This window comes from Mycobacterium sp. NPDC049093 (assembly GCF_040704635.1).
Taxonomy (GTDB): domain Bacteria; phylum Actinomycetota; class Actinomycetes; order Mycobacteriales; family Mycobacteriaceae; genus Mycobacterium.
In genome coordinates, this window is record NZ_JBEZJS010000003.1 from 571,412 (window position 1) to 598,097 (window position 26,686).

Annotated in this window: 25 protein-coding genes, 5 tRNA genes and 1 pseudogene; 18 read left to right on the forward strand and 13 right to left on the reverse strand. The window is 67.3% G+C overall.

Annotation, left to right across the window (positions count from 1 at the left end; translation table 11 throughout):
• Positions 1–18 precede the first annotated feature (18 nt).
• The gene (locus AB0876_RS13145) at positions 19–516 is read left to right on the forward strand and encodes a DUF1990 domain-containing protein (protein ID WP_491838916.1); all 498 of its coding nucleotides are present in this window, start codon (positions 19–21) and stop codon (positions 514–516) included.
• Positions 517–530: 14 nt separating this feature from the next.
• Complete coding sequence (locus AB0876_RS13150; protein ID WP_491838915.1) at positions 531–1,598, forward strand: NAD(P)H-dependent amine dehydrogenase family protein; 1,068 nt, start codon at positions 531–533, stop codon at positions 1,596–1,598.
• Here the strand turns inward: AB0876_RS13150 and AB0876_RS13155 are convergent, their stop codons facing one another.
• The 3 genes and pseudogenes from AB0876_RS13155 to AB0876_RS13165 form a co-directional block, all read right to left on the reverse strand.
• Positions 1,599–2,405 carry an SDR family NAD(P)-dependent oxidoreductase gene (locus AB0876_RS13155; RefSeq protein ID WP_491838914.1) on the reverse strand — a complete coding sequence of 269 codons (807 nt, stop codon included), beginning with the start codon at positions 2,403–2,405 and terminating at the stop codon, positions 1,599–1,601.
• A gap of 36 nt (positions 2,406–2,441) precedes the next feature.
• On the reverse strand, positions 2,442–3,239 hold the full coding sequence (locus tag AB0876_RS13160) for an NADPH-dependent oxidoreductase (RefSeq protein WP_491838913.1): 798 nt from the start codon (positions 3,237–3,239) through the stop codon (positions 2,442–2,444).
• Positions 3,239–4,177 (reverse strand): annotated as a pseudogene (locus AB0876_RS13165) (TauD/TfdA dioxygenase family protein). Before AB0876_RS13165 ends, AB0876_RS13160 begins: the two are co-directional and overlap by 1 nt.
• A 298-nt stretch (positions 4,178–4,475) precedes the next feature.
• Between AB0876_RS13165 and AB0876_RS13170 the strand changes: the two are divergent.
• Both AB0876_RS13170 and AB0876_RS13175 read left to right on the forward strand, forming a co-directional pair.
• Complete coding sequence (locus AB0876_RS13170; protein WP_526042167.1) at positions 4,476–5,408, forward strand: LysR family transcriptional regulator; 933 nt, start codon at positions 4,476–4,478, stop codon at positions 5,406–5,408.
• A complete protein-coding gene (locus AB0876_RS13175; protein WP_526042168.1) occupies positions 5,405–6,421 on the forward strand; it encodes a ketopantoate reductase family protein in 1,017 nt (338 codons plus the stop codon). Before AB0876_RS13170 ends, AB0876_RS13175 begins: the two co-directional genes overlap by 4 nt.
• Here the strand turns inward: AB0876_RS13175 and AB0876_RS13180 are convergent.
• Positions 6,384–7,685, reverse strand: coding sequence for a cytochrome P450 (locus tag AB0876_RS13180; RefSeq protein ID WP_491838909.1), 1,302 nt, complete (start codon positions 7,683–7,685; stop codon positions 6,384–6,386). The two genes, AB0876_RS13175 and AB0876_RS13180, sit on opposite strands and share 38 nt — an antisense overlap.
• Before the next feature lie 118 nt (positions 7,686–7,803).
• Entirely contained in the window at positions 7,804–8,673 is an 870-nt protein-coding gene (locus tag AB0876_RS13185; protein ID WP_526042169.1) for a polysaccharide deacetylase family protein, read from the reverse strand.
• Positions 8,674–8,732: 59 nt separating this feature from the next.
• Here AB0876_RS13185 and AB0876_RS13190 point away from each other — a divergent pair, with 59 nt between their 5' ends.
• Positions 8,733–9,089 (forward strand): MerR family transcriptional regulator, encoded by a 357-nt coding sequence (locus AB0876_RS13190; RefSeq protein WP_491838907.1) that lies wholly within the window; start codon positions 8,733–8,735, stop codon positions 9,087–9,089.
• Position 9,090: 1 nt separating this feature from the next.
• Here the strand turns inward: AB0876_RS13190 and AB0876_RS13195 are convergent, their stop codons facing one another.
• Complete coding sequence (locus AB0876_RS13195) at positions 9,091–9,495, reverse strand: DUF302 domain-containing protein (RefSeq protein WP_491838906.1); 405 nt, start codon at positions 9,493–9,495, stop codon at positions 9,091–9,093.
• Between the two features lie 90 nt (positions 9,496–9,585).
• Here AB0876_RS13195 and AB0876_RS13200 point away from each other — a divergent pair, with 90 nt between their 5' ends.
• The gene (locus tag AB0876_RS13200) at positions 9,586–10,302 is read left to right on the forward strand and encodes a TVP38/TMEM64 family protein (protein ID WP_491838905.1); all 717 of its coding nucleotides are present in this window, start codon (positions 9,586–9,588) and stop codon (positions 10,300–10,302) included.
• 3 nt (positions 10,303–10,305) lie between these two features.
• Here AB0876_RS13200 and AB0876_RS13205 read toward each other — a convergent pair whose 3' ends face one another.
• The gene (locus AB0876_RS13205; RefSeq protein ID WP_491838904.1) at positions 10,306–12,711 is read right to left on the reverse strand and encodes a Tex family protein; all 2,406 of its coding nucleotides are present in this window, start codon (positions 12,709–12,711) and stop codon (positions 10,306–10,308) included.
• Positions 12,712–12,816: 105 nt separating this feature from the next.
• Positions 12,817–12,891 (reverse strand) — tRNA-Val (locus AB0876_RS13210).
• A 211-nt stretch (positions 12,892–13,102) separates the two neighbouring features.
• On the opposite strand from AB0876_RS13210, the gene AB0876_RS13215 reads away from it, so the two are divergent.
• The 6 genes from AB0876_RS13215 to AB0876_RS13240 all read left to right on the forward strand — a co-directional run bounded on the left by AB0876_RS13215 (position 13,103) and on the right by AB0876_RS13240 (position 14,925).
• A complete protein-coding gene (locus tag AB0876_RS13215; RefSeq protein ID WP_491838903.1) occupies positions 13,103–13,513 on the forward strand; it encodes a hypothetical protein in 411 nt (136 codons plus the stop codon).
• Positions 13,514–13,622: 109 nt separating this feature from the next.
• Positions 13,623–13,695, forward strand: a tRNA-Gly gene (locus tag AB0876_RS13220).
• Positions 13,696–13,726: 31 nt separating this feature from the next.
• A tRNA-Cys gene (locus AB0876_RS13225) sits at positions 13,727–13,800 on the forward strand.
• A 16-nt stretch (positions 13,801–13,816) separates the two neighbouring features.
• Positions 13,817–13,891, forward strand: a tRNA-Val gene (locus tag AB0876_RS13230).
• Positions 13,892–14,095: 204 nt separating this feature from the next.
• Positions 14,096–14,428, forward strand: coding sequence for a hypothetical protein (locus AB0876_RS13235; RefSeq protein WP_526042170.1), 333 nt, complete (start codon positions 14,096–14,098; stop codon positions 14,426–14,428).
• A 149-nt stretch (positions 14,429–14,577) separates the two neighbouring features.
• Positions 14,578–14,925, forward strand: a complete 348-nt coding sequence (locus AB0876_RS13240) for a hypothetical protein (protein ID WP_526042346.1) — start codon at positions 14,578–14,580, stop codon at positions 14,923–14,925.
• 35 nt (positions 14,926–14,960) lie between these two features.
• Here the strand turns inward: AB0876_RS13240 and AB0876_RS13245 are convergent, their stop codons facing one another.
• Positions 14,961–16,655, reverse strand: coding sequence for a serine/threonine-protein kinase (locus tag AB0876_RS13245; protein ID WP_526042171.1), 1,695 nt, complete (start codon positions 16,653–16,655; stop codon positions 14,961–14,963).
• Positions 16,656–16,791: 136 nt separating this feature from the next.
• On the opposite strand from AB0876_RS13245, the gene AB0876_RS13250 reads away from it, so the two are divergent.
• Positions 16,792–16,864, forward strand: a tRNA-Gly gene (locus AB0876_RS13250).
• Between the two features lie 16 nt (positions 16,865–16,880).
• Here AB0876_RS13250 and AB0876_RS13255 read toward each other — a convergent pair.
• Both AB0876_RS13255 and AB0876_RS13260 read right to left on the reverse strand, forming a co-directional pair.
• Entirely contained in the window at positions 16,881–17,333 is a 453-nt protein-coding gene (locus AB0876_RS13255; RefSeq protein WP_526042172.1) for a hypothetical protein, read from the reverse strand.
• 11 nt (positions 17,334–17,344) lie between these two features.
• Complete coding sequence (locus AB0876_RS13260) at positions 17,345–18,976, reverse strand: alpha/beta hydrolase (protein ID WP_526042173.1); 1,632 nt, start codon at positions 18,974–18,976, stop codon at positions 17,345–17,347.
• Between the two features lie 156 nt (positions 18,977–19,132).
• Here AB0876_RS13260 and AB0876_RS13265 point away from each other — a divergent pair, with 156 nt between their 5' ends.
• From AB0876_RS13265 to AB0876_RS13280, 4 genes are all read left to right on the forward strand, one after another.
• Positions 19,133–19,699 (forward strand): TetR/AcrR family transcriptional regulator, encoded by a 567-nt coding sequence (locus AB0876_RS13265; RefSeq protein WP_491838896.1) that lies wholly within the window; start codon positions 19,133–19,135, stop codon positions 19,697–19,699.
• Positions 19,700–19,790: 91 nt separating this feature from the next.
• Complete coding sequence (locus AB0876_RS13270; protein ID WP_491838895.1) at positions 19,791–20,444, forward strand: biliverdin-producing heme oxygenase; 654 nt, start codon at positions 19,791–19,793, stop codon at positions 20,442–20,444.
• Between the two features lie 228 nt (positions 20,445–20,672).
• A complete protein-coding gene (locus AB0876_RS13275; protein WP_526042174.1) occupies positions 20,673–22,262 on the forward strand; it encodes a PPE family protein in 1,590 nt (529 codons plus the stop codon).
• A gap of 117 nt (positions 22,263–22,379) precedes the next feature.
• On the forward strand, positions 22,380–23,189 hold the full coding sequence (locus AB0876_RS13280) for a hypothetical protein (protein WP_526042175.1): 810 nt from the start codon (positions 22,380–22,382) through the stop codon (positions 23,187–23,189).
• On the opposite strand, the gene AB0876_RS13285 is transcribed toward AB0876_RS13280, so the two are convergent.
• Positions 23,186–24,244, reverse strand: coding sequence for a 3-deoxy-7-phosphoheptulonate synthase (locus AB0876_RS13285; protein WP_526042176.1), 1,059 nt, complete (start codon positions 24,242–24,244; stop codon positions 23,186–23,188). The two genes, AB0876_RS13280 and AB0876_RS13285, sit on opposite strands and share 4 nt — an antisense overlap.
• A gap of 269 nt (positions 24,245–24,513) precedes the next feature.
• On the opposite strand from AB0876_RS13285, the gene AB0876_RS13290 reads away from it, so the two are divergent.
• Complete coding sequence (locus tag AB0876_RS13290; protein ID WP_526042177.1) at positions 24,514–25,449, forward strand: LysR substrate-binding domain-containing protein; 936 nt, start codon at positions 24,514–24,516, stop codon at positions 25,447–25,449.
• A 43-nt stretch (positions 25,450–25,492) separates the two neighbouring features.
• Here the strand turns inward: AB0876_RS13290 and AB0876_RS13295 are convergent, their stop codons facing one another.
• Positions 25,493–26,629 (reverse strand): TDT family transporter, encoded by a 1,137-nt coding sequence (locus AB0876_RS13295; RefSeq protein ID WP_526042178.1) that lies wholly within the window; start codon positions 26,627–26,629, stop codon positions 25,493–25,495.
• Between the last annotated feature and the right edge of the window lie 57 nt (positions 26,630–26,686).

Sequence of the window (26,686 nt, forward strand, 5' to 3'; positions counted from 1 at the left end):
TAGTGCCATGGTGGTGGTGTGAAACTGCATGACCTGGCAGAGCTGTCATTGACCTATCCGGAGGTCGGTGCCACGGCCGGCGAACTGCCCCCGGGCTACCGGCACACCCGGGCCTCCGCGGCGATCGGCACCGGCCGTGACCGCTTCGAGCAGGCGGGCGCCGACGTGCTGCAGTGGGGCATGCAACGGGGCGCGGGCCTGCGGGTGCAGGCCACCTCCGACTCCGCCGCCGAGGGCACCGAGTTGATCGTCGGACTCGGCCCGATCCCGGCACCGTGCCGGGTGGTCTACGTACTCGACGAAGCCGACCGCCGGGGGTTCGCCTACGGCACGCTGGCCGGCCACCCCGAATCGGGCGAAGAGTTGTTCTCGGTCCGCTACGACCCGGAGACCGACTCCGTGCATGCCGAGGTGGCTGCGTTCTCCCGCCCGGCCACCTGGTGGAGCCGGTTGGGCGGGCCGGTGACCCGGCTGCTCCAGCAGATCGTGACACGCCGGTATCTCAGCGGTATCTGAGCTTCAATAGCCCTATGGGATACCGGGTGATTCAGTGGGGCACGGGCGCGGTCGGGGTCGAGACGCTGGCGGCGACGCTGGACGACCGTCCCGATCTCGACCTGGTCGGCGTTCGGGTGTATTCGGATGCCAAGAACGGTGTCGACGTCGGCGACCTGCTGGGCCGGGCCCCGATCGGGCTCCGCGCCACGAGCGATGTCCAGGCCATCTTGGACCTGGAGGCCGACTGCGTCGTGTACACCCCGCGGACCACGAATCTCGACGACGTGTGCGCGCTGCTGGCCGGCGGCAAGAACGTGGTGACGACGGCGTTCCTGTTCCATCCGCAGCGCCTGCCCGAGGCCAGCCGCGACCAGCTGCTCGAGGCCTGCACGGCGGGCGGGACGACAGTGCACGGCAGTGGCCTCAACCCCGGCAACCTGTCCGGTGCCCTGCCGTTGGTGCTGTCGGGTATGAGCCGGCGCATCGACAAGATCACGCTGCAGGAACGCGCCGATTGGTCGGATTACGACAGCACCCACATCACCTTCGACAACATGTCCTTCGGCCGTCCTGTCGACGAGATCGGTGTCGACGCAACCGAATTCCTGGCGTTCAACAACGAACTCTTCACCGAGCAGGTGTGGCTTCTGGCCGACGCACTAGGCGCCGACATCGACGAGGTCACCTCGTCGGTTGAGGCTGTCCCCGCACGCCACGACCACCAGATCTTCGACCACGTGCTGGAAGCCGGTACCACGGCGGGGCAGCGGTGGAACTGGGTCGGGGTTCGCGACGGCGAGCCACTCATCGAGATCGAGACCCTCTGGACCGTCGGCAACGAGTACCCCGATCACTGGCCGCGGCCCAAGCACGGCTGGACGCTGACCATCGAGGGTGACCCGTCCATGCAGACCCATTTCTTCAGCCTGGCCAGCTTCACCCGCGAGGCCACGATGGCCGAGCACGTGCGGGCGGCGAACGTCGCCACGGCGATGCAGGTCCTCAACGCGGTACCGGAGGTGTGTGACGCCGCGCCCGGGTTCGCCACGCTCGCAACGCTGCCACTGATCCGCAGCCACACCGGGTTTCGGCGCCGGTGACTACCTGACGACGGCCGAGCTGGGCTCTCTCGGCGCACCGAGCATGTCCCGGTGCGACGGGGGCACCCGGCCACCTTCGTCGGTGATGCCGTAGCGGGTCGCGAGCTCGGCACCGATCACCGTGTGCCCGGACAGCTGCGTCAGGTCCGGATCCCGGTACAGCGCGTCGATGAGATAGCCGGTGAACTCCGGGGTTTCGGCGTGCTCGGCGGTCTTGGCCAGCGCGCCGGGGTGCCCGGCGAAGGCGGCCTTGAATTTCTCGGTGAGCAGGATGCCCATCCAGATCGAAACCGTCGACACTCCGGTATCGGCGAAGTCCACCGCCATATCCGCGGCGAGCTTGTCCACACCGGCCTTCTGGGCGCCGTAAGCGGGCCCGTGCATGTAGCAGACCGAGCCTGGTGACGAGGTGAACGCGATCAGTCCGTGGTCGGCGGCCAGCAGCAGTGGCGCGGCATACCAGGACGCCACATACGCCGTGCGTAATCCCACATCCAGCACGTCGGCCAGTTCGATCGGTTTCTCCCAGAACGGTTTCGGGTTGACCAGATCGTCGTGGACCGCGGCGGCGTTGTTAACCAGAAGGTCCAGCCGGCCCTCCTGCTCGCCAATCCGCTCGAACAGCGCACCCACCGCGGCGTCGTCGGAATGGTCGAGGCGGACGGCAATACCGCCCTCCCCCGGATCGGTCACCGTGCGTCCGGTGACATACACCCGCCATCCCGAGGCGAGTAGGGCTGCGGCGATCCCGCGGCCCGCGCCGCGACTCGCCCCGGTGACGACAGCGATCGGGGTATCCACGGACATCAACCTACGGGGGTTTTCGACGTGTGGACACACCGGTCAGCGCGACGGCAGGCCGAGCCGTTCGAGTTGCTCGCGGAGCCGGTGCCGCCCGGACAGCGAGTGCGGCCCGGCCAACCGGCTCAACACCCGCTCACTCCAACTGCCCGACAACCCGTATCGGGTGTTGTAGACCGCCAGGCGTTCGTCGTAGCCAGGCAGGTGCGAATCGGCGGACGCGGCGTCGTACTGCTCGTGATGCAGCACCGCGGCCTGGGGTAACCGTGGTTTGATGCCGGCGTTCTCCGTCGGATCGGGTGTACCAACCGCGAGCCCGAAGGTTGCGACTGCGTGCGGCGGTAGCCCGAGCTCCGCCGCGACCTCCTCGGGATGGTTGCGGACGGCCCCGACGAAAACTGTTCCCAGACCCTGGGATTCGGCGGCCACCACGGCGTTCTGCGCAGCCAGCGCAGTGTCGACGAAACCGATGATCGTGGATTCCAGGTAATCTGCGCCGTCCAGCGCGGCCCCGGTCCGCTGCGCCAACCGGCGGGCCCGCCCCAGGTCTGCCACCCAGACCAGGAACAACGGGGCCTCGTTGATGAACTGCTGGTTGTTGGCCAGGACCGCCAACCGGGCCTTGCGCTGCGGATCCCGCACGGCGATCACGCTCCAGGGCTGCAGGTTCGACGAGGTCGCCGCGGACTGGGCCGCGGCGACCAGCGCCGAGAGTTGCGCGTCGCTCACAGGTTGTCCGCTGAACTTGCGCACGGACCGGTGCGCGAGTTGCAGGGCGAGGGTGGCGTTGTGCACCTCGAGCGCAGCGTCGACATCGCCGTAGCGTGCGATGACCGTCATCAGGATCCGTAGAACGGCACGCCGGACACCGACTCGGACGAACGTCCGTCGACACCGGTGGGGACATCGCCTTCGAGGGTGACGCGGTACAGCACCCGGTCGTAGTCGAGGTGACCGGCATCGTCGATCGCCAGGTGCGCGGTGGCCCGGTTGTCCCAGAACGCGATGCTGCCCGGCGCCCAGCGGAACCGGACGGTGTACTCGGTGCGGGTCGCCTCGTCCCACAGCAGCTTCAGGATCGCCTCGCTCTGAGTCGGCGAGTAACCGCGGATCTCCCGGGCCCCGCGGGTGAATCCGGGGCTGACGAACAGTGCGCGCTCCCCCGTTACCGGATGCACCCGGACCGCGGGGTGATACGTCACCAAGTTCGCCTCGCGTACCTTGCGATCCCGCTGGCTGCCGGCCACTGCCCGGGTGTTGAACTGGTGCCTGATGTCGAGCGTGTCGGCGAAGTCACGCAGATCCTTGGGCAGGTTCTCTTATGCCGCAACGAGATTGGTCCAGGCGGTGTCACCGCCGTAGGGCGGCAGGATGTGTGCCCGCAGGATCGACGCCGCGGGCGGGTTCACCAGTGCGGTGACGTCGGTGTGCCAGCTGTTGTCGTAGGAGGTGCGCTTGCGGCCCAGATGGCGCTCGTAACGGCGGCTGTCGATCGGCAGGATCTCGGGGAACCCGTCCGGCGCTTCCTCCTCGTGCGGATGGGCCGGAGTCACCTTGCCGAACTTCCCCGCGAAGGCGACCTGTTCCGCGTGGCCGATCTCCTGGTCCCGGAAGAAGATCACCTTGTAGGTGTGCAGCGCATCGCGGATCTCGTCCACGACACCGGCCTCCAACTCGTCGCGCAGATCGACACCGCGGACTTCGGCGCCGATGTAGCCGGCAACCGGCACGATGTCCAGACCCGTATCGGTGAGCGGCTTTTCGGTGACATCAGTCATCTGTGGACTCCCTTGTGGTGGCGTGATGGTGGGCTGGCGAGGCGTCGTTGACCGTCTCGCTCAGGTCAGAATCGACGCGCAGGTGGTGGTGAACAAGCGTCTGTGGCTACCGGAACCTTTCAGTGCGACTTAACATCTCAGGCACCGCCCGCAGGTGCGAGAATTACAACCGGCGTGATTCCTGCGCCCGGAATGTGCCAAAACCCCTGATCAGGGCGGCGAGACGGGCCCAACCGGCCGCACATGTCAGCGGCCGCGCCGATCTGTTCTGCGATCATCACCTCGCAGGAGGTGCCTGATGCTGGACTTACGTCGGATGATGCTGCTGTCCGATCTCGCAGACCTCGGCTCGGTGACCGCCGTGGCCGAACATCGCAACATCACGAGTTCTGCAGTATCCCAACAACTTCGTGTCCTGGAGGAAGAAGCAGGCGCAGTCCTGTTCCGTCGGGACGGACGAACCCTCGGACTGACCCGCAGCGGCCAGGTCCTCGCCGAGCATGTGCGTCGCGTCCTGGCCGCCGTCGACGACGCCATGAGCGCGGTCGCCGAAACCAGGGACCGGGTGGCAGGGCAGGTCGCCATCGCCACGTTCAACATGGGGATTCCGACGCTGGCCGTTCCCCTGATGCAACGGCTCAGCACCGCCGAGCCGGATCTACGTGTGCAGGTTCAGCAGGACACGAGTTCGGGCGCGTTGCGCCTGCTGCGTCAGGGTGAGGTCGACGTCGCGATCACCTGCCACTACGACGTCCTAGGCCCCGACTCCGCCGGCGGACTGACCACCGTGCCGTTGCTGTTCGAACCACACGTGCTGCTGGCGCCCACGCAGTCCCACCTGAGAATCCGCACCCAGGGCCTGTCCGCCCTGGCCGACGGGTTCTGGGTGACCGGCCCTCAAGGCTCCGGTCTGGAGATCGCCGCGACGCATGCGTGCCAGAGCGCCGGTTTCACCCCACAGGTCAAGCACCGGCTGATCGGCGCCCAGAACATCTGCGAGCTGGCGGCCACCGAGGTAGCGTCGGCCATTGTGCCCCGGTTGTCGGTTCCCTCCAGGCTGGAAGGACTGCTCGTGGACGACCTCACTCTCGGCGGACGCACCATCAGTGCCGTGGTGCGCGCCGGCCGGCAGCGCGATCCCAACATCGCACTGATCCTGCGCACGCTGCGGACGATCGCCGAACAGGCTTTGCCCGGACAGTCCACCGAGCCGCTGGGTGTCGCGTCGTGACCACGGCCCGACCGCTCGTGGTGTATGGGGTCGGCGCGATCGGCGGCGTGATCGCCGCACGGTTGCGGCTGGCCGGATTCGACGTGACAGCTGTCGCCCGCGGAGAGCACCTCTCCGCGATCCGCGCCCGAGGCCTCACCCTGGTGACACAGGCCGGTACCGATGCCGTGGCCCTCCCGGCCGCACCGAGCGCCCGCGACGTCGGCTGGTCGGCCAACCCGGCGGTGATACTCGCGGTCAAGAGCCACCAGACCGCCTCCGCCCTGGATGATCTCAGCGCCTACGCCCCGCCGGATACCGCGGTGTTCGTCGCGCAGAACGGAGTGGCCAACGAGCCCGCCGCGCTGCGGAGGTTCGCCAATGTTTACGGCGTCACCGTGATGCTCCCGGCAGCTCACCTCGACCCCGGCGTGGTCATTCAGCAGAGCCACCCGGTGGCGGGAATCCTCGATCTCGGCCGCTACCCCACCGGCCATGACGAGCCTGCCGAACAGGTCGCCGCCACGCTCCGCGAGTCCGGGTTCCATTCCTCGGTTCGCGACGATGTCATGGCGTGGAAGCACCGCAAGCTGATCGCCAACCTGGGCAATGGTGTGATCGCGGCATACCGTCCGGGACCCGACGCCGATGAACTGGTCGCTCGTGCCCGCACGGAGGCCGAACACGTGCTCACCGCGGCCGGCATCCCCTTCGTCACCGCCGAGCAGGATGCACTGCGCCGCGGGGATCTACTGCAGGGCAGGGTCAACGACGATTACCTGAGCTCCACGTGGCAGAGCGTGGCCCGAGGCCACACCCAGGTCGAAACCGACTGGTTCAACGGTGAAATCGTGCTTCAGGCCCGCCTGCACGGTCTGCGGGCGCCCGTCAACGAACTGATCCAGCGAGTCACCGCCGAACATGCCCGGGTGGGCCGCCCGGTGCGTTCACTGGACGCGACCGCCGCCCTCAAGAAGCTCGGGGCGGAGTCTCACCCTAGGCAACCGCGGTCCACGCAACCGGCAGGTGTTTGACGCCGTGCACGAACGCTGAACGCAGGATAGCCGGCTCGCCGATCGCCACGATGTCGGGAACCTGGCGACGCAGTTCATCGAAGGCCACCCGGATCTCCCGCCGGGCAAGATTGGCTCCCAGACAGAAGTGCACGCCGCCACCACCGAACCCGATGTGCGGATTGGGATTTCGCAACACGTCGAACCGCCATGGCTCGGCGAAGGCCTGCTCGTCACGGTTGGCCGAGTTGTACCACATCGAGACCTTGTCTCCCGCCTTCATCTGAACGCCGCCGCGCTCCACGTCCTCGGTGAGGGTGCGCCGCATGAAGATGATCGGTGACGCCCACCGAACGATCTCTTCGACTGCAGTCGGAGAGATCGTGTCGAAGTCGTTCCACCACCTGGCGCGTTCGTCGGGATAACGGCTCAGCGCCACCATGCCGTGGCTGATGGCGTTGCGGGTCGTATCGTTGCCCGCCGCCGTCAGCAGAATGAAGAAGGACGCGATCTCGTTGGACGACAACCGTTCTCCGTCTACTTCTGCCTCGACGAGACTCGTCGTCAGATCGTCTCCGGGATGCGCGCGGCGCTGTTCGGCCAGTGCCACGCCATAGCCGGCCAACTCGGTGGCGACCTGCAGATACCCAGTGAAATCGTCGGTGGACACCTCGTCGTCCCCAGCTCCCATGAGCACCGAGGTCCAGTGGAAGAGCTTGGCCTGATCTTCTTCTGGCACGCCCATCATGTCGCAGATGATCTGTAGCGGCAGCGGCGAAGCCACCTCCTCGACGAAGTCCGCAGTGCCATCCGGGTGTGCGTCCACCATGGCGGACACCAGCCGCTGGGCCCTGTCCCGCACGCTCTGCTCGATCCGCGCGATCACCTTCGGGGTGAAGGCCCGGTTGACGATGCACCGCAGCCGGGTGTGGCGGGGATCGTCCAGTGTGATCATCGACCCGAAGAACTCGGCAATCTCGGCGGGAACGTCGTTGAGTGTGGTGCTGGTCGGGCTGGAGCTGAACAGCTCGGGATGCCGGCTGGCGAAGTGCACATCGTCGTAACGGGTGAACGCCCAATGCCCGGCGCCGCCGGGAAATCCGGCGTATTCGGCCACCTCGAAGAATGAGATTGGCGCGTCGTGACGCAATGTGGCGAAGGCGCCGTCGCGAGCGTCGTCGTCACGCCCCCAGAAGTCGAGCGATCCGAGGTCGATCTCGGCAAGGGGTACCGATGGTGGCACGGCGCCGTTGTCACGGTGGGCGATGCCGGTGATTGCTGTCATCGTGGTCCTCCCGACCTTCCCGACGGCGCGGACCCCCGGTCACCGGCCCCACCGCCCTACCGCAGTCTGACACCCCGCACTGCGACGGTCCAGCATTGTGAGCCCAATCGTGCTGCGGCTATTGGCGTTCGCAATCAATCCGCACATGCGCGGCGATCTCGTCGCTGGTCGTCAACCATATGTCGGGTTGAGCGGCCAGAAATTGCAGAACCTGATCGAAGTACTTGTGCCGGAACGGTTGCCCGATCACGAAAGGGTGCAGCGCCAACGCCATCACCCGCCCGCTGATGGCCGAATCCGCGTGCAGCTGCTGATACTGATCGACCACCATCTGCACGAACTCAGCTCCGGTGAAACCGTTCCCGAAGATCAGCAGATCGTTGAGCTCGACCGAATACGGCACACTGAGCATGCCCGGGACCGCCAACGGATAGGGCTGGTCATCGTTGGTCCAATCGAGGACATAGTGAAAACCGAGTTCGGCCAACAGTTCCGGAGTGTGCGCGGTTTCGGTCAGGCCCGGCCCCATCCAGCCCTGCGGGCGCCGGCCCGTCGCGTCGGCGATGTCGTCGGCAATGGTGGTGAGAATCCGACGCTCCTCGTCGACAGCCAACCCGGTGTGCAGAATCGAGTTGGTCTGCCCGTGCGCCAGCCATGCCCAGTCCCGTTCCACACCGGCGGCGACGATCTGCGGATGGTGTTCGATGACGGCCGTGTTCAGCAGCACGCTGGGACGGATACCGTGCCGGTCGAGGGCCTCGATGGTGCGCCAAATCCCCACCCGCGCGCCGTAATCCCGCCAACCGTAGTTGAGCGCATCCGGGGTCAGCTCCGCCGTCCCCGGCCAGATACTCGTCGAGGGCCGATCGACGAGGAAATGCTCGACATTGAGTCCGATGTACACCGCCACTCGGGCGCCACCGGGCCAACGGATCGGCGGGCGTTCGGTGATCGGACTGTAGGCGAAAGGCGGTTGCGACGTGGTCATGGCGAACCTTACGAGCTCACACCAATGTCAGGGTCAAGTCGGGTGGGTATAACTGGCATATGCGCATAGGCGAACTCGCGCGTCGCACCGGGGTCAGCCAACGGTCGCTGCGCTACTACGAAGAGCAGGGACTGTTGGCGTCGGACCGCACATCTGGTGGGCAACGCGAGTATCCGGAGAAGGCTGTCGACCGCGTGATCCGCATCCAGGAGCTCTACGCCGCCGGACTGCACAGCCGCACCATCTCGTCGCTCCTGCCGTGTATGCGCGACACCGACGGCGGGCCGGCCCCTCAGGCCACGCCCCGGCTCCTCACCGAGCTGACCACCGAACGCAACCGGCTCGAGCAGGCAATCAGGGACCTGTCGACCTCACGCGAGATTCTCGACGGCGTGATCGACGCGGCATCGGAGTGATCTAAAGACTGTCGAGTGCTGCCTGCAGGCGGCGGCCGACCTCGGCGGCGATATCGGCCAGTGCCGGCTCGTCGGTCACCTCGGCCATCAGCTTGGGGTTCATCGCCTCGACGACGACCACGTCCTCACCACCGCGGCCGGTGCGCAACACCACGTTGCACGGCAACAGCACGCCGATCGGCGGAAACGCGGCGAGCGCCTTCTGGGCGAACTGGGGATTGCAGGCACCCAGGATCAGGTAGTCCCCCACCTCGTCACCGGCACCACCGCCCAGTTTGGCGTTGAGCGTGGCCCTGATGTCGATCTCGGTCAATACACCGAACCCCTGGTCGGCAAGCGCGTCTCGCGTGCGCGCGACCGCCTCATCGAACGGGCCTCTCGTGGTGGCCACCAACGCGATGTCCATCTCCTGGTTCCTTTCGTCCCGTCGTCGCACCCCGATTGACCTCACGCTACGCGCCGCGATGCCACGCGGTACGGAACAATCGTGGACGCCATGACTGACGACGACGATCCCCCCGCCATCAACCGGCGACCGCACATCCTGCGGCTCGTCGCCTTCGCGGCCTTTCTGTTCGGGCTTTTCTATCTGGTGGCCGTCGCGCGCGTCATCGACGTCGGCGACATCCGGGCCCTGGTCGCCTCGACGGGGCCCGCCGCGCCACTGGCGTATGTCGTGGTGTCGGCCTGCCTCGGTGCACTGTTCGTCCCGGGCCCGATCCTGGCCGCGGGCAGCGGGGTGTTGTTCGGTCCGGTGTTGGGCACCTTCGTCACCTTGGGCGCAACGGTGGGCACCGCGGTGGTGGCCAGCCTGATCGGGCGACGCGCCGGCCGCGACAGCGCCCGGGCTCTGCTCGGGGCGCAACGGGCCGATCGACTGGACCACCAGATCGAACGGGGCGGTCTGTGGGCGGTGGTCGGACAGCGGTTCGTTCCCGGACTGTCCGACGCCCTGGCGTCCTATGCGTTCGGAGCCTTCGGGGTGCCGTTGTGGCAGATGGCAGTCGGGGCGTTCATCGGCTCGGTGCCGCGCGCATTCGTCTACACCGCGCTGGGCGCGTCGATCGGTGATCTGTCGGCCCCGCTGGCCTATACGGCGATCGGGGTGTGGTGCGTCACCGCCGTCGTCGGGGCGTTCGCCGCCCACCGCGGCTACCGCTCCTGGCGCCGCCACCACTCCGGGGCTGATCAGGCCCCGGAGCAGACGCCCTAACCGCTACTTGCCGAAGCCGGCGTTGCGCAGCGCCTCGGCCATCGAGCCCATGGGCTGATTCGAGTCCCGGCGACCGGAGTTGTTGCCGCGGTTCTGGTTTCGCCGGTCACCGCCGCGCCCCTGATTGCCACGGCCTTGGTTGCCACCACTGTCACGACGGTTCTGGCCGCCCTGACCGCCACGATCGTTGCGGTCGGGGCGCTTTCCCTGCTGCGGAGTGTCGTTGAGCCGCAGGGTCAGTCCGATCCGCTGCCGTTCCACGTCGACCTCGACGACCTTGACCTTGACCACCTGACCCGACTTCACCACCTCATGCGGGTCGGAGATGAACCGGTCGGCCATCGCCGAGACGTGCACCAGTCCGTCCTGGTGCACGCCCACGTCGACGAAGGCGCCGAAGGCGGCCACGTTGGTCACCACGCCCTCGAGCACCATGCCGGGCTTGAGGTCGGCGACCTTCTCGACGCCGGCGGCAAAGGTGGCGGTGGAGAACGCCGGCCGGGGATCACGCCCGGGCTTCTCCAGTTCGGCCAGGATGTCGGTCACGGTGGGCACACCGAACCGCTCGTCGGCGAAGTCGGTCGGCTTGAGACCCCGCAGGGTGCGCTCGTCACCGATGAGCTCGGCGAGCGTCACGTTGGAGCGGTCGAGGATGCGCCGAACCACCGGATAGGACTCGGGGTGCACCCCGGAGGCGTCCAGCGGGTCCTCCCCGTCGCGGATCCGCAGGAAGCCCGCGCACTGTTCGAAGGCCTTGGGGCCCAGCCGCGGAACGTCCAGCAGCGCTTTGCGGCTGCGGAAGGCACCGGCGCTCTCACGGTGGGCCACGATGGCCTCGGCCAGGGATTCGGTCACCCCCGACACCCGGGCCAACAGCGGCACCGAGGCGGTGTTGAGATCCACCCCCACCGCGTTCACCGCGTCTTCGACGACGGCATTGAGACTGCGCGCCAGCGAGCCTGGCGTCACGTCGTGCTGGTACTGCCCCACCCCGATCGACTTCGGGTCGATCTTGACCAGTTCGGCCAGCGGATCCTGTAGACGACGGGCGATCGAGACTGCGCCGCGCAGCGTCACATCGAGGTTCGGCATCTCCCGCGCCGCGTATTCGGACGCCGAGTACACCGAGGCACCGGCCTCGCTGACCATGGCCTTCGCCGGCGCGTTCGCCCCGGCCGACCGGATGTCGGCGATCAGCTCACCGGCCAACGCGTCGGTCTCGCGCGAGGCGGTGCCGTTGCCGACGGCGATCAACTCGACGTTGTGCCGGGCGATCAGGGCCGCCAGTGTGGCCTTGGCCTGGTCCCACTGCTTCTGCGGCTGGTGCGGGAAGATCGCGCACGTGTCGACCACCTTGCCGGTGGCGTCGACGACGGCGACCTTGACCCCGGTGCGGAAACCCGGGTCCAGACCGAGAGTGGCGCGGGTGCCGGCCGGCGCGGCCAACAGCAGGTCCTTGAGGTTGCGGGCGAACACGGCCACCGCCTCCTCCTCCGCGCGCTGCCGGAGCCGGATGCGGGCGTCCACAGCGGCCGAGATCATCAGCTTGGCGCGCCAGGCCAACCGCACAGTGGTGGTCAGCCACGGAGTGGCCGGGGCCTTGGCAGCCATGTCGATGCCGAGCGACTGGGCGATCATCGCCTGGTAGAGGTCGTCCTCACCGCCGTCGAAGTTGAGTGACAGCGCCTGTTCCTTCTCGCCGCGCAGCACTGCGAGCACCCGGTGTGACGGCATGTTCTCCAGCGGCTCGGAGAACTCGAAGTAGTCCCGGAATTTCTGCGCGGCTGGGCTTTTCGCCGCTTCTTCGGACCACGGGCCGGTGCGCAGCGAACCGTCGGCCCAGAACTTTTCGCGGGTCGCGCCGACCAACTCGGCATCCTCGGAAGCCCGCTCGATGATGATGTGACGGGCACCTTCCAGTGCGGCGGCCGCGTCGGCGACGTCGTCGTTGAGGAACTCGCCGGCCACCTCGTCGGGCACCAGCGTCGGATCGGCCAACAGCCGCTCCGCCAGCGGCTCCAGCCCGGCCTCCTTGGCGATCTGGGCCTTGGTGCGCCGCTTTGGCTTGTAGGGCAGGTAGATGTCCTCGACCCGGGCCTTCGTGTCGGCGGCCATCAGGGCCGCCCTGAGCTCGTCGGTGAGCTTGCCCTGCTCCTCGATCGAGGCCAGCACGGCTTCCCGACGCTGGTCGAGCTCACGCAGGTAGCCCAGGCGTTCTTCGAGCGTGCGCAGCTGTCCGTCGTCGAGACTGCCGGTGACCTCCTTGCGGTACCGGGCAATGAACGGGACCGTCGCGCCCTCGTCCAGCAGCGCCACGGTGGCGACGACCTGTCCCTCGCCCACGGCGAGTTCCTCGGCCAGACGGGCAGTTACAGATTTGATGGTTCCGACGGTCACGCTCTGAGTCACGTCGGAGGACCCTACCGAATCGGACGGACAACACTCCGTCACCGCCACGTGTGTGTCCGGCCACGAAAAAACGGCCCCGGATTTCTCCGAAGCCGCCTGAGGTGCTGGTGGTCCCGGCTGGGTTCGAACCAGCGACCTTCCGCGTGTGAGGCGGACGCTCTCCCACTGAGCTACGAGACCGTGGGAACGACGTCGAACACTAGCACGCGTTTCCGGTCAGACCCGAATCGGTATCCAGCCGATCGACTTGTTTGATTTGCCAAATATGCACGCCGATGCGGGCGTATGGTCACCCGTCATGGTTCACCTGCGGGTCCGCTGGCCGGCGGTCAGCGGCGCAGTTTTTGCTGCTAGTGCACTATTTTCGGGTTGCCACAGCGCCCCGGGCGCCATGACAGATCAGGCACCGGCCGTAACGCCCAACATCCAGAGCGTCGCCGACCTGGTGAACCGGCAGGTCACAGGCCCGACGAGCTTCGACTCACCGTCGGGCAACGTGCGGTGCTACCTCGATACCGCGACCGCGCGTTGCGACATCATCGAACGTAACTGGGCCCCGCCCCTACGACCGGCCAGTTGCGCGTTCGACTACGGCCACGGGATGACGCTGAGCCCCGGGCGCCCCGCGCAATTCGCATGCGCCGGCGACACCGCGCCGCGCGCGGACCTCCAACTGGCCGACCGAGACTCGATCACCGCAGGGGTGCTGCGCTGCGAGAGCACTGCGACGGGCATCACATGTCTCGACGTGAAGAGCCGCCACGGGTTCACGCTCTCCCGGCAGGCCTATCACCTGTTCTGAAACACCGTTTTTGACCGCGCTTTGCCCTCCCGTAATGGGGATTTGTGTCTGCGCACGTCGGTGGACTAATGTTCTGCATCGCGACGGGCGACGATCTCGCTCGTGGCGCGCGGATGTAGCGCAGTTGGTAGCGCATCACCTTGCCAAGGTGAGGGTCGCGGGTTCGAATCCCGTCATCCGCTCGAAGGTGCGATTTGTGGCATCAACCCCAGTGGTGGAGTGGCCGAGTGGTGAGGCAACGGCCTGCAAAGCCGTGCACACGGGTTCGATTCCCGTCTCCACCTCCAAGAAGGTTTTCAACCCGCGCGATTAGCTCAGCGGGAGAGCGCTTCCCTGACACGGAAGAGGTCACTGGTTCAATCCCAGTATCGCGCACCATAGTTTTACGAGGTGAGGTCCGGTTTTTACCGGGCCTTTCTTGTTTCTGGGCCCTGGTGCAAGGTTCGGCTCCCGGTCGCGATGGAGACTTTCGGCCGAGTGGCCGAACAGGTGATACGCCACCCGACGATCGACCTACACCCAGCACACCACGAAGCTCACTGATCCCTCAGAAGGCCTGATTCCCAAAGTAAGTGGGGGACGATGATCACATTCTCCAAGCCGACCAAGCGGCGTGTTCTTCGATCGCTGGTGGCCGTGGTGCTAGCGAGTTGCGTACTGACTGGCACCGCGGTCTGCATCGGGTTCATCGTCAACCACGAGGGCGAACCTGTATCGGGCGGCGAGTATGTGCACCTGGCGCTGCTTAGCCTGACGCTATGGGGACCGATGTACCTCGTCATCGTCTGGCCGCTCAGCGTTCCACTCATCGCCGGTATCACGGCTCTGGTCGCCTATACCCACGTAGGCGACGACAAAACCGCACTGCCTGATGACCCGAAAGTCAGCTTTCCAGAAGACAATCCCGAGCAGTAGCCCATTCCCGTCGCCTGAATGTGAAGCAATCGACACGATCGAGTAGCCGACAGATGCCCTGCCGGACGGAGTGGTCGGACGTAGCGAGCGAGTAAGGCATCTCGTTCGATCAACGGGTCGTTCGAACATATGATCGATCCGTGGGCGACATGCAGGCCATCGGCTACGGCGGGCAACCCGTCCGTGACGCGTTCCGCGTCGTACGGCCACCCGAGCCCGTCCTGGTCGACCTGGTCGCTCTGTTCCCCCGCGAACCACACCTCACGGGCCGCTACCACCCGTTGGGCATCCAGATGAGCAAGGTTGTCGAAGGCACGCTGACCTGCTGGGCGCTGTGCGAACAAGGCCAGTGGTGGGGCCTCGTCACCTACCCCATCCGCTTCGGCGCGAACGAAAAGACAGTGATCCACTGGATCCCCGCATGGGTACTCAAGCCTCATGTGGGACAAGGAGAAAAGGCTTCGCAAGGTGTTCGAAAGCGTCGCCGACGAAGCTGATCGGAACGCTGCCGATCCGCCGCCCGCACCGGTACCTACGCCGGCGGGAGGGGCTGAGCGGCGGCCGGAATGGGGTTCGGGATGATGGCGCCGATCGCCGGCGGTGGCGCCACCGGAGGGGCGGGCGGCGGAGGAGGAGGCAGCGCAGGGCCCGGCGGCAGCGGCGGGGGCAATTGAGGTGGGGGCGGCAACGGATCCACAACCGCGGCAGGGTCGGCGATCGGGCTGCCCGGTGGAACTTCGTCGAGCCGGCTCGCGAGAACCGGGACGGTGATCACCGCACCTTGCAGCCCACACTCGTTGGACTGGATGGTGGTGGTTTGAGCGCCGGCCAGCCCGCCGTCGGGCTGCGGTGTCAAAGCCAAGGCCGTATCCGTTGCCTGTGTCAGCCCGACGTTCGGGGCCTCGCAGGGCAGTGAGCCCTGCCCCGGATCCCCCTGCCAAGAGTTGTTGATGAAGCGGAATACCGCCGTCATGCCGCCGCCATCGAGGTAGGGAACGGCATGGTTGGTGCTGTCCATGCGTGTCGACGTCGTGACACATCCCGAGGGCGTACAGGCCGATCGGAATGCCCACCAGTAGCTTGCGATCTGGTTGCCCGCCGCGGGCCAGGGGTTGCCGTTGAGAGTGGCGTGGGGGTTGTCGTAGTCGAGGCGGTAGAGGCCGTCGAAGACCGGGCTGCTGGGCGCTGGGATGGCCGCCGCGTTCGTGGCGCCGGCAACGGCTGTGCTCGGTGGTGGGCTCGGCTGCTCGCTGGCTGCGGCGTCAGCGGATGGCCACAGCTGCCACATGCCGACACCGGCGACGACGCAGACGGCGGCGGTCGCCGCTATGGGCACCCAGCCTGGCGTCTGGGGCAACCGAAACCCGGGCGGAGACATCGGGGCAGCTGACGCCGGCGCCAAAGTCACCGCGGGCAACGGGGTTTCATCGGCCAGGGCGTGGGCAAAAGTGCCGCAGCTGACGAATCGGTCAGCCGGGTTCTTGGCCAGAGCTTTGGCCAGCACCGGATCGAGGTCGGCCAGCTCGGGCCGCACGTCGGCCAACGCCGTCGGTTTGGAGTTGACGTGGCGGCTGACGACAACAGCCGGATTGGGATGCTCGAACAGCTGCGTCCCGGTCAACAGGTGGTAGGCGGTGCAGGCCAGCGCGTACTGATCTGCGCGGCCATCGACGTCCTCCCCCATCAGTTGTTCGGGCGCGGCATAGCCGGGGTTGTCCGCAGCCTCGGCGTTGCGTGCGACACCGAGGTCGACCAGAACGGCGTGCGGCTCCGCATCACCAGGGGCGTCGGTGACGATGATGTTGGCCGGCCCGACGTCGCGATGCAGGGAACCGTGCTTGTGTGCGTAGTCGAGCGCACCGGCGACCGCGATGATGATGCGGAAAACCTGTTCGCGCGGCATCCCGTCGGGGTACCGCTGATCGAGGAGACCAGCGAGATTCGCGCCGTCGACGAAGTCCCTCGATATCCAGAACTGACCGTTGTGTTCCCCGCGGCCACGGACCCTGGCGATGCTGGGATGCCACAACGCGGCGGCCACATCCGCCTCACGGTTAAACCGCTCCCGGTATCCGGGCTCGTCGGACCAGTCCTTGGGCAGCACCCGCAGCGCCTCACTGCCACGACGCCGGGGATGCTGAGCGACGTAGACCTCCCCCGCCCCGTCCGGCCCCAGCGGGCGAACGATCCGGAACACGGAGAACGTCTCATCGACGTTGAGCGCCATCCAGGAATCCTACGAGCTGGCGGCCGCGCCGTATACGTTGCCCCGCAATGCAAGTCAAAACCGAGGGATTTGTGTCTGTGTGCGTCCGTGGGCTACTGTTCGGCTTCGCGACGGGCGACGATCTCGCTCGTGGCGCGCGGATGTAGCGCAGTTGGTAGCGCATCACCTTGCCAAGGTGAGGGTCGCGGGTTCGAATCCCGTCATCCGCTCAGAAGGCCGAGTCGGTCAGCGCGCCACCGCGTACCGCTCGGTTGTCCAGCGGCCCAGTTCTGTGCGCCAGGTGAGCTCGACCTCGGTCTCGCCCGCAGCGGCCAGCACCACACCCAGGCTGACGGAGTCACCCGGATCCACCGAACTCACGGTTTTCTCGGCCGACCCCGATGAGTTCGACGCCTTGGCCGTGACCGAGCGAGCCTTGTCGCGCCCCGTGTTCTCCACTCGCATGACACCGTCTTCGGCCCAGACGACACGCCACGCGACGAACGACTTCTCCGTCCCCAGCTCGCGACCGCGAGCCGCTTCATCCATCACCTGCCCGATGAGGATCCCGAGCTGAGCCTGGTTCACCCGAATCCGCTTGGCGAGCACTTCGTTGCGCCACGCCACGGCACCGATCGCGAGCAAGACCGGCCAGAACAAGAACACCACACCGACGACCCACCCGAACAGTCCACCCACAAGTGCGCAGACTATGCGAAGCGGCCGATCGCGTCCTGAATCCGCGGGGTCAGCGCGGGATCCCAACCCTTCGGCGCGAGGATGTCGACCCACAGGTCAGCGGCATCCGGTCCGAACGCATGCCCATACCCGTAGGGCACGTCGGCGGAGAAAATCATGTCCAGCGTGACCTGCCAGAAGGTGACCAACGGTAGCCAGCGCATCCCCGGGTCCACGTCGGGCCCCAGCGGTTCCCGCAACCAGTCCGGCCGGTGCAGCAGCAGGTCGAACGACCACCACGTGATCGGATCGCTGGCGTGCTGCCAGAACACCACACGTGGAAACTCCCAGGGCTCAGCGAGATTCACGTCGGAGGTCCGGGAGGCGAAGCGGATATGGCGTCCTCCGTCGATCACCGGTAGTCGTTGCAGCGAGCCGGGATCCCGGTTGGCGGTGAGTCTCCCCCACGGCTGCGCGAAGTTGGGCGTTCCCACCAACAACGCGCCATCGGTGCGGCTGACGATATCGGCGCCGGAGGCGAACGCCGACTGGCCACCGAAGGAACCCAGGCTCTCCCCGAACACCACCAGTTTCGGCCGCTTGATCTCCGGCAGCGCCGCCCAGACCCGGCGCACCGCTTCGAACAATGCCTGCCCTGCCAACGGTGGGGTCTCCCGGTCTGCGATGAAGGACAGCGCGCTGGGCAGGAACGAATACTGCATCGACGCGATCGCGGTATCCCCGCCATTGACGTATTCGAGGGCGGCCGCCACATTCGGGTTCACCCAGCCACGCCCGGTGGTGGTCACCACGGCCAGCACCTTGCGCTCGAAGGCGTGGGTGCGGTGCAGCTCGGCGACCACCTGCCCGGCGATGCCGTCGACGCTGTCGGCGGAGGTGCGGCCGGCGTACACCCGGATCGGCGTACGTGCCGGGGTGCCGGTGACGGCCGAGATCTGTTCGGCGCTGGGGCCACCGGCCACGAAACTTCGGCCTTCACGCCCGAGGGTGTTCCACGCCTGCGCCGACGCCGGCGAACCGGAACGCTCCGGCACGCTCGGCTGCGTCACGCCCTCGACGGTGCTCTTGTCGGCCGCCTTCGCAGAACGTTCGGCCATGCTCAGCAGGCCGCGGTGCAGGGCGCCGTCGAGCCCCATCACCACCAGCGTCACCACGATCACCACGGCAGCCAACCGGGCCACCGGACCGGGCACGAACCGGCCACCGATATCAGTCAAACGATGGGTGGCCCAACGTAATCCGCGCCCGATCGCCACGAGCGCCAGTGCGATCACCAGGGCGAGGAGCAGCACCAGGAAGTAGAACGACCGCTCGGCACGAGGCATGCCGATCAGGTCGCGCAGAATCTGCTGCCACCATGACCCGAGCACCAGGAACGTCGGGACAACCACGGCGGCGGCACCGGCCAGTGTCCACCACCCGATCCGGCGGGTGCGCGCGGACCATTGCGGGCTGATCCCGCAACGCCGCACTACCCACGCCGTCGCGCACCCCAGCCCGTATCCGATCCCGACACTGATACCCGTCGCGACGCCCTGCAGATACCACGCCCGCGGCAACAGAGACGGGCTCATCGACCAGGCGAAGAACAGCAGCGCGACGGCCAATCCGACCGGATGCAGGGCGCGCGCGGCTTGTGCCACGCGCCCACGGATGGGTAAGTCCCGCAAGGCTCGCAGCACGACGTACCGCCCTTCATTCAGTTGGGTATCGAGACTGTAGTGGACGGCGGGTTCTCCACCTGCCGGCTAAGGCTGGACTAACAGAATTCGCAGGCAGGGCGGGCGTTAGACTCGAGCGTGCCCAGGATCAGCGCCTCATCGGTCGAAGAACACCGCGAGCAGATCCAGCAGCGCATCTTCGAGGCATTCGCCGCCCTGATGACCGAGCACAGCTTCGACGCGATCACCATGGCCAAGCTCGCGGCCGAGGCCGGCATCGGGCGGACCGCGATCTATCACCACTTCCCGGACAAAGAGTCGGTGGTGATCGCATTCGCGTCCCATGAGACGAGCCGCTACCTCGACGGGCTGCGCAACGCCCTGTCCGAGGTGGACGATCCCGTTGGGCGACTGAGGGTTTACATCCGGCACCAGCTCGAAGCCGGGCAGGAATTCCACATGGGCATGGGCATGCAGCTCTATGGCGCCCTGTCGGACGAGACCATGCTGGCCATCCGCGATCACGTGGTGGCGGTCGAGGACGTGCTGCGCGAGATCCTCGCGCAGGGCGTGGCCGACGGGCAGTTCACCGTCGACGACGAGGCCGCCACGATGTCGCTGATCCACGCGTGCCTGGCGCCACGCCACCTTCCGGTGGCCGCCATCGAGCAGTTTGTCCTGCGCGCACTGTCCGCAAAAACGTAGGTCCCCACGGCGCGCGACCCGGTGCTAGGTTTCCTGACAGATTGTCGGCATGATGTTGACAACCTGTCGTTAAAACACCTGGAGCCAGAGTATGCCGAGCGCCGTTGCCCCCGAGACCGTCCGATCGCTGTCCGTCGCCATGCGCGAGGACTCGCGAAGCGAACACGAGGCCGCCGAGCAATCGTCGTTCATGTCGGAGTTGCTCAGCGGGCGGGTCAACGGCCAGGGCTACGTTGATTACCTGCTGCGACTGCGCGCGGTCTATCGCACCCTGGAGGACACGGTCCGAGCCCGACGGACCGACCCGGTCGTCGGCGCGTTCCATGACCCGATGCTGGAACGGTTGGCCACGATCGACGCCGACCTCGACCATTGGGCACCGGACTCAGCGCGCGAGGTCCACTCCCCCGCCGCCCAGGCCTACTGCACCAGGATCGCCGAATCTGATTGGGGTGGAGCACTTCTGGCCCACCACTACACCCGTTACCTCGGCGACCTGTCCGGCGGCCAGGCCATCGGCCGAGTCCTCGACCGGTCCTTCGACCTGGACGGCGCCGGACTGTCGTTCTACGAATTCCCGATGCGCCCAAAGCCGTACAAGGACGCTTACCGGGCCCGGCTCGATGGTCTCGACCTCGATCAGGGCGACATCGACCGCGTCGTCGACGAGGTCAAGGTGGCCTTCGCGCTGAACCAGGCGCTGTTCGACGAACTCACCGCCAACCTGCCGGCCTACCGCCGCTGACCCACGCTCAGACGAACTGACGATTGCGCCATCCACATAGGAACTTCATACCCCAAATCGGCAAAAGTTAGCTTATGCTAACCATACTTAGCCACTGGGGGAGCAAAGCGATCGAGAGGAGAACCGGGCTGCTGGCACGCGCTGCATCCCGGACAACGCGATGACTATCTGCACCCCCGTCCACCCGTCGGCAAACGACGCCACGTCGCCCGTCCTGGACGGTCTGTCATGACCACCCCGGTGTGGATGGCGCTGCCTCCCGAAGTGCATTCAGCTCTGCTCAGCAGCGGTCCGGGCGCCGGGCCACTGCTGGCGGCGGCAGGGGCATGGGCCTCGTTGAGTACCGAATACTCCTCGGCTGCAACCGAATTGACGACAGTGATGGGTACGGTGCAGGCCGGGGCGTGGGAGGGGCCCAGCGCCGAGCGGTACGCGGCGGCGCACCTGCCCTACCTGGCCTGGCTGGGCGCCACGAGCGCGAGTAGCGCACGGGTGGCCGCCCAGATCGAGACGGCAGCGGCCTCGTACACCGCCGCTCTGGCAGCGATGCCGACGCTGGCCGAACTGGCGGCCAACCGCACGACCCTCGGTGTGCTGGTGGCCACCAACTTCTTCGGGATCAACACCGTCCCCATCGCGGTCAATGAGGCGGACTACGTACGGATGTGGATCCAGGCCGCGACCACGATGACGGTCTACCAGGCGTCCACCGAGGTTGCGGTGGCGACCACACCGCCGTCGACGGCGGCACCGGTACTGCTGGCGCCGGGGGTCGGGGAAGCGGGCTCCGGGTCGGCGACGATGATGCAGTCTGCCGCTGTGGCCCGGGCCGGCGAGTCGGGCGCTTCCCTCAGCCTGAGCGATGTGCTCAGTTCGTACGAGGAGTTCATCGAGTGGATCAAGGCCAACGATCCGATCGGGAACTGGCTGGCCGAACAGTCTGAGCATTTCTACGGGATGTACGACCAGCTCAGGGAATTCATTCTCGAGCCCTGGCGGATCCCGCAGGTCCTCGCCGAGATCATCGCCGATCCGTCGTTGTTGTTCAGCACCTACATCAACGCGTTCTTCCTCGGCGCGTACACCGCAGTCTTCGCCGTGCTGGGCACTCCGCTGTACGCCGCGGCGGTCGCCGCGGCCTCCCCCGCGATGCTCGGCCTGCTCGGGATCGTGGGGCTGGCCCAGGCATACGACATTCCGATCGACGCGCCGGCCGAGGAGATCGCCCGCGCCGAGCCGCCCGCGGTCGCCGCGATGCCCGGCTCTGCCGCGCCGGCATCGGTGGCGGCGGGCGCCGCACCTGCGCCTGCACCTACCTCCGCTCCCGCCGCCCCTGCACCGTCGACTCCCACTCCGATGCCCGCCGGAGCCGAGCCCGCCCTGTATGCGGTGCCGGGCGGGGGTGCCGGATTCGGTTTCGGCGCGACGTCGCGGTACAGCGCCACCGCCAGGGCTTCGGACTCGGTAGGAGCGTCCGCTGCGGCTGCCGCCACGGCCGCGGCGATCAACAAGCGCCGGTCGCAGGCCCGCAAGCGACGCAGCGGAACCGCCAAGGACCGCGGTTACCGCTATGAGTTCATGACGGCCGACGGTGTCGCCGCACCGCCGTCCGGGCAACCCGTCACCACGAGCGCCTCCGAGAGTGGGGCCGGAAACCTCGGATTCACCGGAACCGCAGTGAAATCGACTGTTGCCGGACCGGCCGGGCTGACCACGTTGACCGACGACGCCTTCAGCGACGGAACGACGATCCCGATGATGCCCGGTAGCTGGCAGTCCGGGGCGGACGCCCCGCTCGCGACAGAGGATGACGCCTAACCGATCCATGTTGAGTCGGTGAGCAATTCGTGAGAACCCGCGGGATCTGCCGTCCACGGGCAGCGACACCCGGGAACTCATGGCAATACTGGTGATTCCGCCGGAAGGGAGCACCAGGTGAGCAGTGGCACCACACAGTCGTCCGCCTGGGAGAGCACGCTGCCGCACTTCTCCACCGTCGAAAAGCACGGCCACATCACCGTGTCGGTCTCCCGACCGTCAGAAACGCTGCGATTCTTCGCGGCACTCACCTTCATCCTGTGGGTACCAGTCGCCGTCGGCGCAGCATTCTGGATCCACAGCATGCAGACCCGTGACCCGTCGACCTGGTTGGGCATCGCCGCGATCGTCGGCTCGTTTCTTCCCGCCATCCTGGCGACCATCGTCGCCGACGAGGCCCGCGACACCTTCGGCCAGCGCAGCACCGGCAACCGGGTGGCCCTGATACCCGCCCTCGCCGGCGTCGCGGTCGGCCTGCTCGGGGCAGCGGTGTGGATCGGCGGCTGGACCGGCGGGGCCCTGGCGCTGGTCAGCGTGGCGTGCTCGGGCGGCGCAGCGCTGGCCACCGCGGGGGCGTGGCGGGGCATCCGCCATACCCGTCGCCGGCAAGACCGGCTGGCGGCCCTGCGCCGGCACGGTGCGCGTTCGCCCGGCGAACTCCGCAACGTGGAATTCCTGACGCGCTGGACCGGCGACGACCCCGAGTTCACCGTCACCGTCGCATTCGAGGGACCGACCGGACGCCGGTTGGTGAGGGCGAACATGGTCGCCCATCACTCCCGGGTTCCGCTGGCCGGCTCGCGCGTCGTGGTCTTCAGCGCACCTCACGACACGGGCGACGACGTCCTCATCGAACTCGACGCGGCCAACCCGCCCAAGTTCGACCGTGACCCTGGCGGCCGGTACCGCAAACCGAGCGGCAACTAGCCCGCGCGCTTGGCAAGCTCGCGCAGCACCAGATCGGTTGCGTCCCAATCCATGCACTTGTCGGTGACGGACTGGCCGTAGGTGAGCGGCCGGGCCTCGGGCGACTGCGCCCCGGCGACCAGGAAGCTCTCCAGCATCACACCGCTGACCGGCAGACCGTCCCGCACCATCTGAGCGACCTCGGTGGCCACCACTGCCTGGCGGACGTGATCCTTGCCGGAATTGGCGTGGCTGCAATCGATCACCACACGGCCGGGCAGCCCGGCGCCGGTCAACTTGGCCGCGGTCGCGACTACTGCGTCGGCGTCGTAGTTCGGTCCCGCGGTGCCACCACGCAGGATGACGTGGCAGTCCTCGTTGCCTGCGGTGTTCACCAGCGCACCGCGGCCCATATCGTCCATCCCGAAGAAGACATGTTGAGCGGCAGCGGCTTTCACACCGTCGACCGCGACCTGGATGTTTCCGTCGGTGCCGTTCTTGAACCCGACCGGCATCGACAGGCCCGACGCCAGCTGGCGATGTACCTGCGACTCGGTGGTCCTGGCGCCGATGGCTCCCCACGCCACGGCGTCGGCAATGTACTGCGGGCTGGTCGGTTCCAGGAACTCGCACCCGACGGGCAGGCCGATGTCGATGGTGTCGAGTAGGAGTTGACGAGCGACGCGCAAGCCGCGGGTCACGTCGAAAGTGCCGTCCATACCGGGGTCGTTGATCAGGCCCTTCCAGCCGATCGTGGTGCGCGGCTTCTCGAAGTACACCCGCATCACGATCTTGAGCTGATCTTTGAGCTCGTCGGCCACCTTCACCAGGCGGCTGGCGTACTCCAGCGCGGCCGCGGGATCGTGCACCGAACACGGGCCGACGACGACCAGCAGCCGGTCGTCCCGACCTGCCAGGATGTCGGCGATCTCATCGCGGTCGCGGGCCACCCGCTCCGCGCGGCGCTCCCCCAGCGGGAATTCGGTCAGCACATCGTGCGGGCTGGGGATCGCGCTGAAACTGCGAACCCGTCGGTCCGATGTGGCTGGGGCTTTGGCGATCTGCGCCAAGTTCATTTTCGAGGTGCCTTCCTGGTGGTGGGCACCTGCAAGAGTTCCGGCGCCCTGTAACGACGAAAGGCAGCGACCGATGGTCACTGCCTGGGCTCCGGGTGGATGCGTGCTTAGTGCTGCGCTTTATCGGCTCCGCCCGGAGCCTCGATAAAGCGCCAATAGCTGGCACACACGCCGATAGTCACGTCGGCCAGGCTACACCACGTCCGGCGCGACGCCCCAACCGGTGCGTTCACAACCGTGATTTGTGACCACGCCCTACGATCCTGGGCATGCCGCTCAGCCCCCGGATGCCCGAGCTGGCAGCGTTCGAAGTGCTGCTGGCGATCGCGCGTGCCGGCAGCATCGGAGCCGCCGGTCGTGAGCTGGGTCTCACCCAGCAGGCGGTGTCGGCGCGGCTGGCCTCGATCGAATCGCAGACCGGGGTGCGGCTGGTACAGCGCAGCCCCTGCGGTTCGCAGCTGACCGCGGCCGGTGCGGTCGTCGCCGAGTGGGCCGACCAGTTGCTCGACGTCGCGGGGCGGGTGGACGCCGGCCTGGCGTCGATGCGTACCGAGAGCCGCGATCGCGTCACCGTCGCGGCCAGTCTCACCATCGCCGAACAACTCATGCCGCGCTGGCTGGTGTCGCTGCAGGCCGACGCGGCACGTCGCGGAGTGAACGCACCCGAGGTCATCCTCACCGCGGCCAACAGCGATCAGGTGATCGCCGCCGTCCAGGACGGGTCGGCTGACCTCGGCTTCATCGAATCCCCTGGCGTGCCGACCGGACTGCACAGCCGGGTGATCGCCCATGACGAGCTGGTCGCCGTGGTGCCCCCGGATCACAAGTGGGCCCGCAGATCGGCTCCGGTCAGCCCCGTCGAGCTCAGCGAAACACCTTTGGTGTCAAGGGAAACCGGTTCGGGCACCAGGGATGCCCTCAGTTCTGCGCTGCGGTCCGCGCTGGGTCAGTCGAGCCGGCAGGCCGACCCGGCGATCGAACTGTCCTCGGCAACCGCGATGCGTGCCGCGGTGCTGGCCGGCGCCGGGCCCGCCGTGATGAGCCGACTGGCCGTCGAAGACGACCTCACCCTGGGCCGGCTGCGTGAGGTACCCGTCGACGGACTGGACCTGCACCGCGAACTGCGGGCCATCTGGTCGGGTGGCCGCACCCCGCCGGCCGGGGCGGTGCGCGAACTGCTCAGCCACATCGCCTCGGCGCGTTGAACCCGGGCCACCGGAACCTGGTGCTCGATCCGTGCCGGTGACTTCAGCCGCGCAGTAGCCGACCGGTCCGCACCCCGCGAAGGGTATTGGTCGCGACGGTGGCCCATGCGGCCAGCAGCAGCACGTACAAGGCGACAGCCAGCCAGGAAATGGCGACGGCACCAGTGGCGACGCCCAGTGCAGACGCTCCCGTCACACAGGTCCCCACCGGGAAGGTGAAGCTCCACCAGGTCAGGCTGAATGACAGCCCACGGCGCGCACCATGCACAGTGAGTGCCGTCGCGAGGCAGAACACAAACGCTCCGAAGCCGCCCATCACCAGGCCGTAGACAATCCCGAAGGCGTGCAGAGCGGAGACCGTGGCACTGTCGGTGAGCACCGAGCCGGCATGGGCGGCCAGCAGATTGGCCGCGGTGATCGACTGACCGACGACGCCGAGCACGATCCACACCGTCGGAATCGCCTGCACCTGACTGAACCCGCCGTGCATGAGCCGCGAATACACCATGGTGGTGGTGATCAGGCCCGCCAGCAGGCTCAGACCGAACATGGCATAACAGGCGACCAGCAAGGTCATCCCCGCTTGTCCCGGACCGAGGTGCGACAGCAGCAGGGCGCCGGTGGAGGCCGAGACCATGGGTGACACCACTGGCATCATCCAGGCCGGCACGGCCTCGACGTCGGCGTGATCCTCACGGGTGATCATCGCGAACGGAAGCCACAGGCTGACAACCAATCCCAGCGCCGTGCCGGCGATCCACAGCACTACGTCGAGGGCCAACGCCGCGGACGGGCCGACGATGCCCGGCCCGAAAAGCAGCGCACCCGCTCCGACGGTGAGCAGCGCCATCGCCGGGGCACCGTAGAACTGCCCCACCACCTGGTGTCCGGCATAGGCCTTCGCCTGTGCCCGATGCCGGATCCAGTGCGTGGCGAAGGCCGCGGTCAGGATCACCAGCACGGTGGCGGCGAGAATCCATACCGCAGTGCCGAACTCGTGCAGCCCCGGCAGGTGCAGCGGCAGCGTGGCCGCCGCCGTCGCGACGATTCCGGTGCCCATCACCGAGGCGAACCAATTCGGCGTGATGTGCCGGAAGGCCGAACTCGCAGTGTCCAATTCGGCCAGCAGGGCGGTATGGAACGGCCTTGCCGCGGTATAAGTCGCCGTGTAGGTGGTCACCTCACCATGCTGGTGGCCGCGACCGGTCAGCGGTAGGCACCCCGATCTTGTGGCGTC